At 62.4% G+C, this 12149-nt stretch carries 9 protein-coding genes; 6 read left to right on the forward strand and 3 right to left on the reverse strand.

Annotated elements, in window-relative coordinates; genetic code table 11:
• The first annotated feature begins 218 nt into the window (after positions 1-218).
• Entirely contained in the window at positions 219-3683 is a 3465-nt protein-coding gene (locus AAFH49_RS13920; protein ID WP_342299042.1) for an Ig-like domain-containing protein, read from the forward strand.
• Positions 3684-3925: 242 nt separating this feature from the next.
• On the opposite strand, the gene AAFH49_RS13925 is transcribed toward AAFH49_RS13920, so the two are convergent.
• From AAFH49_RS13925 to AAFH49_RS13935, 3 genes are all read right to left on the reverse strand, one after another.
• Positions 3926-5089 (reverse strand): FAD-dependent oxidoreductase, encoded by a 1164-nt coding sequence (locus tag AAFH49_RS13925; protein WP_342299043.1) that lies wholly within the window; start codon positions 5087-5089, stop codon positions 3926-3928.
• 32 nt (positions 5090-5121) lie between these two features.
• Positions 5122-5880, reverse strand: coding sequence for a helix-turn-helix domain-containing protein (locus AAFH49_RS13930; protein WP_342299044.1), 759 nt, complete (start codon positions 5878-5880; stop codon positions 5122-5124).
• A gap of 87 nt (positions 5881-5967) precedes the next feature.
• Positions 5968-7128, reverse strand: coding sequence for a geranylgeranyl reductase family protein (locus AAFH49_RS13935; RefSeq protein ID WP_342299046.1), 1161 nt, complete (start codon positions 7126-7128; stop codon positions 5968-5970).
• A gap of 96 nt (positions 7129-7224) precedes the next feature.
• Between AAFH49_RS13935 and AAFH49_RS13940 the strand changes: the two genes are divergently transcribed.
• The 5 genes from AAFH49_RS13940 (at position 7225) to AAFH49_RS13960 (ending at position 12124) form a co-directional block, all read left to right on the forward strand.
• Positions 7225-7929 carry a GAF domain-containing protein gene (locus AAFH49_RS13940; RefSeq protein WP_342299048.1) on the forward strand — a complete coding sequence of 235 codons (705 nt, stop codon included), beginning with the start codon at positions 7225-7227 and terminating at the stop codon, positions 7927-7929.
• A gap of 206 nt (positions 7930-8135) precedes the next feature.
• Positions 8136-8846, forward strand: coding sequence for a GAF domain-containing protein (locus AAFH49_RS13945; RefSeq protein WP_342299050.1), 711 nt, complete (start codon positions 8136-8138; stop codon positions 8844-8846).
• A 53-nt stretch (positions 8847-8899) separates the two neighbouring features.
• Positions 8900-10072: a 1-deoxy-D-xylulose-5-phosphate reductoisomerase gene (locus tag AAFH49_RS13950; RefSeq protein ID WP_342299052.1), complete on the forward strand. Its 1173-nt coding sequence runs from the start codon at positions 8900-8902 to the stop codon at positions 10070-10072.
• Positions 10073-10188: 116 nt separating this feature from the next.
• Positions 10189-11535, forward strand: a complete 1347-nt coding sequence (gene rseP, locus AAFH49_RS13955) for an RIP metalloprotease RseP (RefSeq protein WP_342299053.1) — start codon at positions 10189-10191, stop codon at positions 11533-11535.
• An 85-nt stretch (positions 11536-11620) separates the two neighbouring features.
• Positions 11621-12124, forward strand: coding sequence for a DUF6702 family protein (locus AAFH49_RS13960; RefSeq protein ID WP_342299055.1), 504 nt, complete (start codon positions 11621-11623; stop codon positions 12122-12124).
• Positions 12125-12149 lie beyond the last annotated feature (25 nt).

The raw sequence follows: 12149 nt of genomic DNA on the forward strand, positions 1-12149 counted from the left end.
ACACTTTTTACAGGCAATTATCTGCACTCATTCGCTTATCAGCTCCGACACAAGATTATACGCCACACGCACAATAAATTAGAATAATCATAAAACAAAATACTTCCCATCGGAGCCTCTGCCACACCGTTCATGGCAACCTGCTCAAGTGTTTTTTTCCAATCTCCGCTCATTTTTTTTTCAGTTTCTCATCTCTTTTTTCCCACCCACAATTGCTGATGAATTTATTCCATTACCCTCTTGGCGCTTCACGCACTGCCGGCCGGTGGCTGCTGCTCCTGCTGCTATGCCTCGGCAGCCGGGCCGTTTCGGCCCAAACCCTCGTCTGGGAAGAGAACTTCAACGGCACGACCATCGACCCCGATACGTGGACGTTTGACTTCGGCGATGGCTGTGAGCGTAACCTCTGTGGCTGGGGCAACCAGGAGCTGGAGTATTACACCAGCCGGCCCGACAACGCTCGCATCGATAACGGCAACCTACGCATCGAGGCCAAGCGCGAAGCCTTTCAGGGCAAGGACTTTACCTCGGCCCGCCTGAAAACGCTGGGCCGCGTGCACTTCAAATACGGCACCCTGGAAGCCCGCATTAAGGTGACGAACCTGCAAAACGGGCTGTGGCCAGCCTTCTGGATGCTGGGCGCGACCGGCAACTGGCCTGCCAGCGGCGAAATCGACATGATGGAGATGGGCAGCGCAGCTTCCTACCCCAGCAACGTGAACAACTGGGCCGGCGCTGCCCTACACTGGCAGAACAACGGCGCGCACGATTTCGTGAGCCAGCTGCACCAGAGCACTACCCCACTCACCGATGTCTACCATGTATACAAGCTGCAGTGGACGGCCACCGAAATCAAGGTATTCATTGATAACGTGCAGTATTTCAGCCAGAACATCACCGACCCCGACATGGAGGAGTTTCACCGGCCCGAGTTCATCCTGCTGAACCTGGCCGTGGGCGGCGTGTACACGGGCAAGATGAGCCCTGGCGACATCACGGCCCCGCTGCCTTCGGCCATGCTGGTCGACTACCTGCGCCTGTACCAGAACCCCGGCGACGAGCTATATATCGGTAAGAACCATGCCTTTGCCGGCGACTACGGCGTGCTGTCGGAGCGCACCACCATTACCGATAAGCTGGCCTTCGACGGCGTGGATGCCAACCTCTACTACTGGAACAACCTGACCAATATCACCACGCCCGCACCGGTGCCCTTCGAGGGGCAGGACGTGCTGGCGGTGCACGCCAACGCCGGCAACTGGTTCGGCATGGGGGTCGACAACGTGGTGAAAAATCTGGGCAATTTCGCCAACGGCTCGTTGAAGTTTCAGTTCAAGACGACTTATACCGGGCAGTTTAAGGTGGGCGTGAAAAGCGGCCACGGCGAGAGCTGGGTGAATTTCCCGGCCGGCTCGACCCAGTACGGCCTGGTGCGCGACGGCAGCTGGCACGAGGTCACGATTCCGCTCAGCACCTTCAATCAGCCTAGCATGGGCATGCACATCGACCTGGTGTCGATGAACGGGCTGTTTATGTTTGCCGGCGACCCGGCCACCGGCCCGGCCGATTTCTACTTCGACGACGTGCGCTACACCGGCGGCGTGGCGGCCAACCCGCCCCCCACGGTGAGCCTGACCGCCCCGGCCCCGAACGCCATTATCACCCTGCCGGCCAGCATATCTCTCACCGCCACGGCGGCCGATGCCAACGGCACGGTGAGTAAAGTGGAGTTCTTCGAGGGCACCACCAAGCTGGGCGAAGACCTCACCGCACCCTATGTATATACCTGGACGGGGGCACCGGCCGGGGTGTACGTCATCACGGCTAAAGCTACTGACGACGAGGGCGCGACCACCACGTCGAGCCCCGTGACGGTGTACGTGGCGGCGGCCGGCAACACGGCCCCGACCGTCAGCCTGACTGCGCCCGCAGCCAATGCCAATTTCCTCACACCCGCCAGCATCACGCTCAGCGCCGATGCTACCGATACCGGCGGGGGTATTTATAAGGTGGAGTTTTTCCAGGGCACCACGCTGCTGGCCACCGACTTCACCGCGCCCTACAGCTACACCTGGGCCGGCGCGCCAGTGGGCAGCTACAGCATCACGGCCCGCACCACCGATACCGGCGGCCTCACCGCCACTTCGGCGGCCGTGAGCATTACCGTGGCCGACCCCATTGTACCCACGGTGAGCATCACGGCCCCGGCCAGTGGCACCAGCCTGACGGCCCCGGCCAGCGTGACCATTACGGCCGACGCGGCCGACACCAACAGCCCCATTGCCAAGGTGGAGTTCTTCCAGGGCAGCACCAAGCTGGGCGAAGACCTCACCGCCCCTTACTCCTACGCCTGGACCGGCATCGGGCCGGGCGCGTACTCGCTCACGGCCAAAGCCACGGCGGTTGATGGCTACGCCACCACTTCGGCGGCGGTAGCACTGACCGTGCGGGCCATTCCGTGCGTGAACACGGCCGCCAACGGCGAATACCGCTACGAGGTATTTACCAGCGGCCCCGACGTGACCTACACCTTCCATCCGCTGGGCGCCACGGCGGGCGGTAACCTGGCCATCATCTTCATCCGCGAGGGCAGCGTGGGGGCCTTCCCCGGCTATACCATGGTGCGCAACGCGGCCGGCGACTTTACCTTCACCCGTCCCATTGCCACCGGCGTGGTCACCACCTTCTACTTCACTTATGAGGTGGGCGCAGGCGGCCCGCAGCACAACACGCAAAGCACCCCGCATAGCTACACCGTGGGCACGCTGTGCACCGGCGGCGGCCCCAACAACGCCCCGCCTACCGTGAGCCTGACCGCACCCACGGCCACGGCCACCTTTACCTCACCGGCCACCGTGAACCTGGCTGCCACGGCGGCAGATGCCGACGGCACGGTGAGCAAAGTCGAATTCTACCAGGGCAGCACCAAGCTGGGCGAAGACCTCACCGCGCCCTACACATACGCCTGGACGGGCGTGGTGACCGGCACCTACATTCTGACGGCCGTGGCCACCGACAACAGTGGCACCACCGCCACCTCGGCCGCCGTGACCATCATGGTGCGCAGCACCGACGGCTCGTGCGCCACCACCGCCGACTACAGCTTCCGCGCCGAAACCATTGGCCCCGACGTGACTTACACCTTCCACCCCATTGGGGCCACGGCAGGCGGCAACCTGGCCCTGATTTACATCCGGGAAGGCAGCGTAGGGGCTTACCCCGGCTACCCCATGACGCGCAATGCCGCCGGCGACTTTACCTTCACCAAGGCCATTGCCACCGGCGTGGTCACGAGCGTGTACTTCACTTACCAAGTGGGCGCTAATGGGCCGCAGAACAACTCGGCTGCCACCCCGCACACCTACATCGTGGGCACCAGCTGCGGCAGCATCGCCACGGCCACGACGGCCGCCACGGCGCTGGCCACGGGCACCCTGCACCCCAACCCGCTGGGCCAGGGCAGCGCAGTGCTGGCCTTCAGCATGGCGCAAACCAGCGCCTACACGGTTGCGCTGTACGATATGAAAGGCTCCCGGATTAGCACCCTGAGCACCGGCCGTGCCGCCAGCGGCCAGCCCGTATCGGTCGACATTGCGGCCGGCACCCTGGCCAATGGCATCTACCTGGTGAAGGTAACCACGGACAATACCGTACTAACCAAGCGCTTGGTAATAAGCCGCTAGGCTTTTCAGGCAGACCAGTCACGGTTCAGGGCTTGTCTGGAATCGGCGGGTTCTTGCCCAAATTTGAAGAACCCGATGAGCGGGTGGCTACTAAGCCACCCGCTCATTTGCTGTTAGCCACGGCCATTCTTGCAACAGGAATATGGTCCGGCGCACAATATGGGCCATTTCGAGAGGCCGGTCGTGCGATAACCATTATTGCGAGTGGAACGCAACCCGTCAGACTGAATTTCAGCGCGGGTCTAAGCGACTCCGCTGAACAGCCCTACCAACTGCGCCAACGCTCCCGGCGAATGCAGGGCCTCCGTTTGCTCCAACGTCTCGGCGGCGACGGTGGCGGCGCGCTCACGCATGTGTTGTTCGTAGTGGCCGATGGCGGCTTGCAGGTCCGGGAACTGGTTGCTGGTGAGGCACTGGCTTAGTTCGAGGGCGTCGAGCATGGCCATATTCACGCCTTCGCCGGCGTAGGGCGGCATGAGGTGGGCGGCGTCGCCGAGCAGGGTGAGGTTGGGCTGGGCGGGCCAGGTTTGGTCCAGCGGCATGCAGTATTGGGGGCGGGGCACGCAATACGTAGCCTCACTGGCAAATAGCTCCTGCCAGATGGCATCCCAACCGGCAAACTCCTGCCGGAACCAGGCCAGCATTTCGGCCGCGCTTGTGAAGTCGATGCCGCTGTTGCGAGCCCAGGTTTCGGTCGTTTTGCAGCCGGTATAAAAAGCCAGGCTGCCATCGCCCTTTGCACTGATAATGAGGGTTTTTACATCGCCCATTGCAAAGACTTTTCCACCCCGTACCAGCTCGTGCAGGCGGGGCGCGTGCTGCGCCGAGTTGGGCAGGCTACCCTCCACCACCGTCACACCCGAGTAGAAAGGCCGGATGGGTGTCAGCACCGGACGAATTTTCGAATTGGCGCCATCGGCTCCCACAACGAGGTCGGCCACCGCCGTGGTGCCGTCCTGAAAAGTCATTTCCCAACCCGCACCCAGCCGCTGCATGGCTACCAGCTGGCGGTTCCAAACCACCGTATCGGGTTGCAGCGAGTCGAGCAGCAGCTCGCGCAGCGGCCCCCGGTCGATTTCGGGCCGGAAATGGGCGTCGCCAAACGTGGCGGCTTGCGCTTCGGCGTGGTCGTCGAGCACGATGGTGGCGTGCTGGTCGGTGAGGCGCAGGCGGTCGGCTCCCGGCCGGTAATGGGCCCGGAAGGCGTCGAGCAGGCCGGCGGCGCGCAGGGCGGCCAGGCCCGATTCGTGGTGCAGGTCGAGGGTGGCGCCCTGCACCCGGCCGTGGCGGCTGAGGTCGCGCTCGTACACTTTTACTGAGGCGCCGCTTTGCTCGAGCAGGCGGGCCAGGGTGAGGCCGCCGGGGCCACCGCCCACGATTGCAACTTGCTTATTACGAAGTAACATGGCTGAATTATCTGGTTGATTTCAGGCCAAAATTATTTCTTCGGCAAAGCGGATAATTGAATAAATCGGTCGTTTTTGTTCCGCGCTAACTCCTTCGGCGCCACGCCCGTGTATTTCCGGATTTCGCGGATGAAATGCGCCTGGTCAGCAAAGTTTTCCTCCGGAAACAGCCGGCCCTCCCGCAGCTGCGGCAGCGAAGCCCGGAAGCGCAGAATGTTGCCGTAAGCCTTCAGCGAAAGGCCGAACTGGCGGGTGAAGTAGCGGTTGATTTGCCGGCTGCTCCAGCCCGCCGCCGTGGCCAGCGCCTCCACGGTGAGGCCGCCGTCGGAAGCGTAGAGCAGGTCGAATAGCCGGCGGTGGCGCGGGTCGATTTTGGCGGGCAGCAGGGGCGTAATCCGGGCCGCCACCCTGGCGCAGAAGCCATCGAAATCCCTCAGGTCCTCGGCGCTCATGCCCAAGAAATCCGGCGGCAGGTGGCAACCGCCGTCCAGCAAGTCGGCCACCGGCACGGGCAGCAGGCAATCGGCCGCCAGCAGCCGCCAGCTAATGGCAAACATGGTGGTACGCGGCAGAATGGTTTGGGCATCGGGCCGGTTTTGCAGGCCCAGCAGCGTAACGTGGTAGGGCTCGGTGGCCGACAAGGCAAAAAACACATCAATGCGCCCGTCGGGCACGATAACCACCGGCTGCGCGTCATCCGAATGATTGATGAGCATCCAGAAGCTCTCCACAAATTCCGCCAGCGCTGGCGGCGGCGGTACCGCCCGGTACTCAATATCACTGAAGGCCATTGGGGCGCGTTGGGGTTGAAGAGGTTTGCCAGGTACCGACGAATAGCCCGGCCAGATACTTCATTTTCGGCCCGTTGCCGCGGCCTCCTACCCTATCGCCCGCTGCACCCACGGCTTCAGCCCCGGCACGCGGGCCAGGCGCACAGCCGTGTCCACCAGCCACGCCTTGTTGCTGAGAAAGCGCATGAGGCGGTAGCTTTTGGCCAGCTTGCGGCCGATTTTGTGGGCTACCTGGGCATCGTATTCCTGCATAAATCCGGCGCTGAAATCCTGCTTTGCAAAGCACGCCGCCGCCTGCGCCCCAGCCAGGATGCCACTCTGAATAGCCGTGTCGATGCCGTGGCCCTGCAAGGGGTCAATCAGGGAAGCCGCGTCGCCACACAGTATGAACCGCGTACCACTGATGGGCCGCGTGCGTCCGCCACCTAGCGGCAAACCAAACCCCACAATGGGCCCCAACTGCCGCGCCTCCGCAAAGCGGCCGGCCAGTTCGGGGTGCGTGGCCAGCATTTTCGTCATCACTTCCTTGAGGTCGACTTTGTGCTTCGCCACCACTTCAGACAGCATGCCCAGGCCTACATTATAGCGGCCCACGCCCACGGGAAACAGCCAGACGTAGCCCGCCAGGTAGTCGCTGCTGAGGAAAAACTCGGTGGTGCCGCTGCTGGCGCCGGCCACGTTTTCGTAGTAGGCCCGCACGCCGGCGCAGTGGTGGGCGCGGTCGAGCGGTGCGGGCAGCAGCTTGCGGCCCACGGCAGAATTGGCTCCATCGCAGCCTATAACTAGCTGGGCGGTGATTTCGCGACCATCGGTGGTGGTGAGGCGGGCGTGGTCGGGCTCAATCTGCAGGGTTTTGAGGCCGGTGTTTTCGAGAATTTCGGTGGTCGAATTCTTTCGTACTAATTCGAGTAATGCCGCGTCAAACGTTTCGCGGGGGCTGTTGAAGCTGGGCAGCTTCCATTGCAGCGTGAGGCTGGCCCCGCTGGGCGCTACCAAGCGGGAGTCGCGCACATCATCGCGCGGCTGGAGCTGCCAGAGCGCCTCCACAAACGCCGGGTCGAGCTGGCGCAGGGCCTTGAAGGCGTGGCCGGGAATGGCGTCGCCGCACACTTTATCACGGGGAAATTGGGCTTTGTCCAGCAGGGCCACGCGCAGGCCGCTTTGGCGCAAGGCCAGGGCGCAAGCGGTACCGGCCGGACCGGCTCCGACAATGGCCACGTCGTAATCAAATGGGGAAGAAACAGGCACGGGGCCAAAGGTAGCAGCCACGCTTGGGCGGCTCCTGCTGCCCCACCACATTTCCGGCGATTTTGCGTACATTCATTCACACTTCAGCTCCCGGCCTTGACTGCTCTACCGAACATTCTGCTTCCGGCCGATGACGCGGCCCGCCTCCAGGCCCTCAGCCGTTACCAGCTGCTGGACGCGCACCGCGAACAAATCCTCGACGATGTGGTGGCCGCCACCGCCCATCTGTTCCGGGTTTCCAACGCCATGCTGACCATGGTGGAGGGCACCACGGTACTGCTCAAGGCTCCTTACAACCTGCCGGTGCCCCTCGAACGCCTGCCGCGCGAGCAAAGCCTGTGCTCGGCCACCATCCTGCAAAATGAGACGGCTGTATTCGAAGACCTCACCCAAAGAAGTGCGCCGGGCGTCGATATTTCCCTGATTCTGCAGCTGGGACTGCATTTCTACGCCGGCCACAACCTGCGCACGTCCGAGGGCCACAACATCGGCACGCTCTGCCTCTTCGATGGCCCGCCCCGGCACTTCCCGCCCACCGAGCGCCACCTGCTGAGCCAGCTGGCCGCTCTGGTAATGCACCTGTTGGAGCTACGACGCATTATGGGGCCGCATTCCGGCCTCACGGCGCTGCTGTGGGGTCCCATCTACCGCAGCATGAGCGAGCAGCTGGCGGTACTCAATGACCTGGCCCGGCACACGGTACCGCCCGATGGCCCGCTCGCCCCGGCCGTGGCGCAAGAGGCCGGCAGCATCGTGGCCAACCTCGACCAGCTGGTGGCCGGCACCCTGCGCCGCAAGTAGCGCCCGGTTTGCCGCTCCCCGCCGAATTATCCCGGGCTGGTTGGGGTTAGGGCTGAAAACCCCTACATCTTCACGGCACAATCGCGCAACCCTGGCCCCCTGCCAGCGGTACAAGCAGTACCTGACAGCTCGGCGGTACGCACCTGCCTACCGGCCCACCAGAACCATTTGCTTCTTACTGGCCGCGCCCTTTTACCTATTCTATTTTGGTTGATAATTCTATTTCCCTGATACCGGCCAACGACGCAGCCCGCCTCCACGCCCTCGAAGGCTACCATTTGCTGGATGCACGCAGCGAAAAAGTTCTGGATGATGTGGTAGCCGCCACCGCCCGGCTCTTCGGCGTTTCCAACGCCATGCTGTCCATTGTGGAGAAAGATGAGGTGCTGGTGAAAGCACCCTACAACCTGCCGGTAGCCATTGAGCGCGTGCCGCGCGGGCAAAGCATGTGCTCGGCCACCATTTTGCAGGATGACACGGCGGTGTATGAAAACATGAACCTGGCCAGCGCCCCCGGCGTCGATATTTCCCTGCTTCAGCAATTGGGCCTGAGCTTTTACGCCGGCCACAACCTGCGCACGCCCGAGGGCTACAACCTCGGCTCGCTGTGCGTGTACGACGGCCCGCCCCGGCAGTTTTCGCCCGTCGAGCGCGCCCTGCTGGCCACGCTGGCCGGCCTAGTGATGCGCCTACTGGAGCTGCGCCGCATCCTGGGTGCCCACGCCGACAGCACCGCCGTGCTCTGGAACCCCGTGTACCAGGCCATCGGCGGGCAGCTTTCCCGCCTCACCGCCCTGGCCGAGCGCACCACGCCTCCCGGCGGCACCGCCCAGCTCACCGAGCCCGTGGTAGCCGAGGTGAAGGCCATTGCGGGCATTGTCGACCAGTTTGTGACGGCCACGCTCAAACGAGTGTAGGCCAGTGAGCGCGGGGGCGGCGTACTTTTGCGCCGTTTCCGTGTTTCATCATTATGCTTGAAGAAAAGAAGGTAAAAACGCTGGCGCTGCTCGGCGCGACGGGTTCCATTGGCACGCAGGCGCTGGAAGTGGTGCGGCAGCAGTCGGGCCGGTTCCGGGTGGCGGTGCTGAGTGCGCAGCGGCAGTGGGAGTTGCTAGCGCAGCAGGCCCGCGAGTTTCTGCCTGCCGCCGTGGTTATCGGCGATGAAAGCTGCTACCAATCCCTGAAGGCCGCCCTGGCCGACCAGCCCGAAACCGAAGTCCTGGCCGGCACCGCCGCCCTGGCCGAAGTGGTGACGCGACCCGAAATCGACATCGTGCTCACCGCCCTCATGGGCTACGCCGGGCTGCTGCCCACGGTGGCCGCCATCCGGGCCGGCAAGGACATTGCCCTCGCCAACAAGGAAACGCTGGTGGTAGCCGGCGAGCTGATTACCAGCCTCATCAAGCAGCACAACGTGCGCCTGCTGCCCGTCGATTCGGAGCACTCCGCCATCTTCCAGTGCCTGGTGGGCGAGGATGCCAACCCCATCGAGAAAATCATTCTCACGGCCTCGGGTGGCCCGTTCCGGGGCCGCACCGCCCAGCAAATGGAGGCCGTGACCAAGGCCCAGGCCCTGAAACACCCTAACTGGGACATGGGCGCCAAAATCACCATCGATTCGGCTTCGCTCATGAACAAGGGCCTCGAAGTTATCGAAGCCAAGTGGCTATTTGGGCTGACCAATGAGCAGATTGACGTGGTGGTGCATCCCCAAAGCATCGTGCATTCGCTGGTGCAGTTCGAGGACGGCTCGCTGAAAGCCCAGCTCGGCCTGCCCGATATGAAGCTGCCCATTCAGTACGCGCTGGGTTACCCGCAGCGGCTGGCCAACACCTTCCCGCGCTTCTCCTTTCTCGACTACCCCACGCTCACCTTTGAAGCGCCCGACCGGGCCGCGTTTCCCAACCTGGAGCTGGCCTTCGGGGCCATGCGGCGGGGTGGCAACGCGCCCTGCGTCCTCAACGCCGCCAACGAAGTGGCCGTGGCCGCATTTTTGCGGGAGCAGGTCGGCTTCCGTCAAATGTCGGACCTCGTGGCCGAGTGCCTGGCGCGGGTATCGTACCTTGCAGAGCCGATATTGGCCGACCTGGTGGCTACCGACGCGGAAACGCGGCGGATTGCTGCGCAATTAATTATGAATTAGAAATTATGAATTATGAGTTTGCGCTTAGCTGCTCCAGGCAGCTTATGGCTTCTCAATTCGATTCGTATTTCCCAATTCATAATTCATAATTTCTAATTCATAATTCAATTTCCCCCTTGGCTATCCTCACCATGATTGGCCAGCTTGTGCTGGCCCTTTCTATCCTCGTTGGCTTGCACGAATTCGGCCATTTCGCCTTCGCCAAGCTCTTTAAAATCCGGGTCGATAAGTTCTACATCTTCTTCGACTTTCTGTTTCCGATGCCCAACGTGGCCAACTTCGCGCTTCTGAAAAAGAAGATTGGCGAGACGGAATATGGCATTGGCTGGTTTCCGCTGGGCGGCTACGTGCAGATTCACGGCATGATTGACGAGACGCAGGACGCCTCGGCCCTGGCCGGCCCGCCGCAGCCCGACGAATTCCGGGGCAAGCCCGCCTGGCAGCGCCTGCTGGTGATGCTCGGCGGCATCATCATGAACGTGATTCTGGGCATCATCATTTTCGGGGCAATGACGTTTCACTATGGCGACACGTTTCTGCCGGCTTCGGAGGCCCGCTACGGCATCTTGCCCAACGGCCTGGGCCGCGAAATCGGCTTCCGCACCGGCGATAAAATCGTAAAAATCAACGGCCGGCCGTTCGATGAATTTGATGACGTGTACAAGCCCGAGGTCATCATGGGCGACAACTCCTACTACACCGTGGAGCGCAACGGCCAGTTGGCCGACATCAAAATCCCGAAAAACTTCCTCGACAAATTTGGCAAGCAAAGCGCCGACAGCCTGCTGGTGCGCCCCCGCGAAACCTTCGCCGTGGACCGCGTGACGCCGGGCGGCAACGCTGCCAAAGCCGGCCTGCAAGTGGGCGACGTCATCACGAACGTGGCCGGCCAGCCGGTGCAGTTTTTCGACGAGCTCCAGGCCGTGTTGCTGGCCAACAAGGACAAAACCGTGCCCGTAATGGTGCAGCGCGGCGGCCAGCCCCTCACGCTGAATATTACCGTCACCAGCTCGGGCCGCATCGGGTTTGAGCGCAAATCGACTTTGCAGCTCGGCACCCGCAAGTACACGCTGGCCGAGTCCATTCCGCAGGGCGTGAGCAAGGCGTTTGGGGTGATTGGCTTGCAGGCGCGCGCCTTCGGCAAGATTTTCAAGGGCGAAGCTTCGGCTTCGGAAAGCCTGGGCGGGCCGGTTGAAATCGCACAGCAGTTCGGTGGCATCTGGGATTGGCAGCATTTCTGGGGCCTGGCCGGTGGCCTGAGCATGGTGCTGGCTTTCATGAACCTGCTGCCCATTCCGGCCCTCGATGGCGGCCACGTGGTGTTCCTTCTCTACGAAATGATTCTGCGCCGCAAGCCGTCGGATAAGTTTCTGGAAGGTGCCCAGCGCGTGGGCACGGTCCTGATTCTGGCTCTGATGGCGTATGTCATCGTGTTCAAGCAGGTGATGAAGCTGTTCCACTAAACGGAACCGATAGGTTATCCAGAACGTCATGCTGCGCGAAGTCGAAGCATGACGTTCTTTTTTTCACTCAATCAGTTTCTTTCCCATGCGCCTGCTCACCCTTCTCGCCGCTGCGCTGCTGCTGTTTCCGCTGGCCGGGGCCGCGCCGGCGCTCCACGCCTACCACTCCACCATCACGGAGCTGCGCTACAACGCGGCCAAAAAGCAGTTGGAGATTTCGGTCAAAGTCTTCGTTGATGACTTCGAAAAGGCGATTTCGCAGGGCCAGCCCACCCGTGTGAACCTCACCGATGCGGGGCCGCGCCCGCTGGTGCTGGCCACGGCGTACTTCCAGCGCACTTTGCAGGTGAGCGTGACGAGCGGCAAGCCCCTGCTGCTGCAAGTGCTGGGCATGCAAGCCGAAAACGACGGCTGCTGGTTCTATTGCAAAGTCCCCCTGCCGGGCCCGGTCACGGCCGTGAAGCTGCGTCAGGCCATGCTGCTCGACACCTTTGCCGACCAGATGAACATCGTAAACATCGAGGCCAACGGCAAGAAGCAAAGCGCGCTGTTCCGCGCCGGCCACGAGGAGGAAACCATCGGCTGGTGATGTAGCGCGGACTTTTAGTCCGCGA

The sequence above is a fragment of the Hymenobacter segetis genome, assembly GCF_038448715.1.
GTDB lineage: Bacteria > Bacteroidota > Bacteroidia > Cytophagales > Hymenobacteraceae > Hymenobacter > Hymenobacter segetis.

What these genes read in the sequence shown, in the direction of transcription:
- AAFH49_RS13920 (WP_342299042.1), top strand. Translation starts at nt 219, where the DNA reads ATGAATTTATTCCATTACCCTCTTGGCGCTTCACGCACTGCCGGCCGG.
- AAFH49_RS13960 (WP_342299055.1), top strand. Translation starts at nt 11,621, where the DNA reads ATGCGCCTGCTCACCCTTCTCGCCGCTGCGCTGCTGCTGTTTCCGCTG.
- AAFH49_RS13925 (WP_342299043.1), bottom strand. Translation starts at nt 5,089, where the DNA reads ATGTTACTTCGTAATAAGCAAGTTGCAATCGTGGGCGGTGGCCCCGGC.
- AAFH49_RS13950 (WP_342299052.1), top strand. Translation starts at nt 8,900, where the DNA reads ATGCTTGAAGAAAAGAAGGTAAAAACGCTGGCGCTGCTCGGCGCGACG.
- AAFH49_RS13930 (WP_342299044.1), bottom strand. Translation starts at nt 5,880, where the DNA reads ATGGCCTTCAGTGATATTGAGTACCGGGCGGTACCGCCGCCGCCAGCG.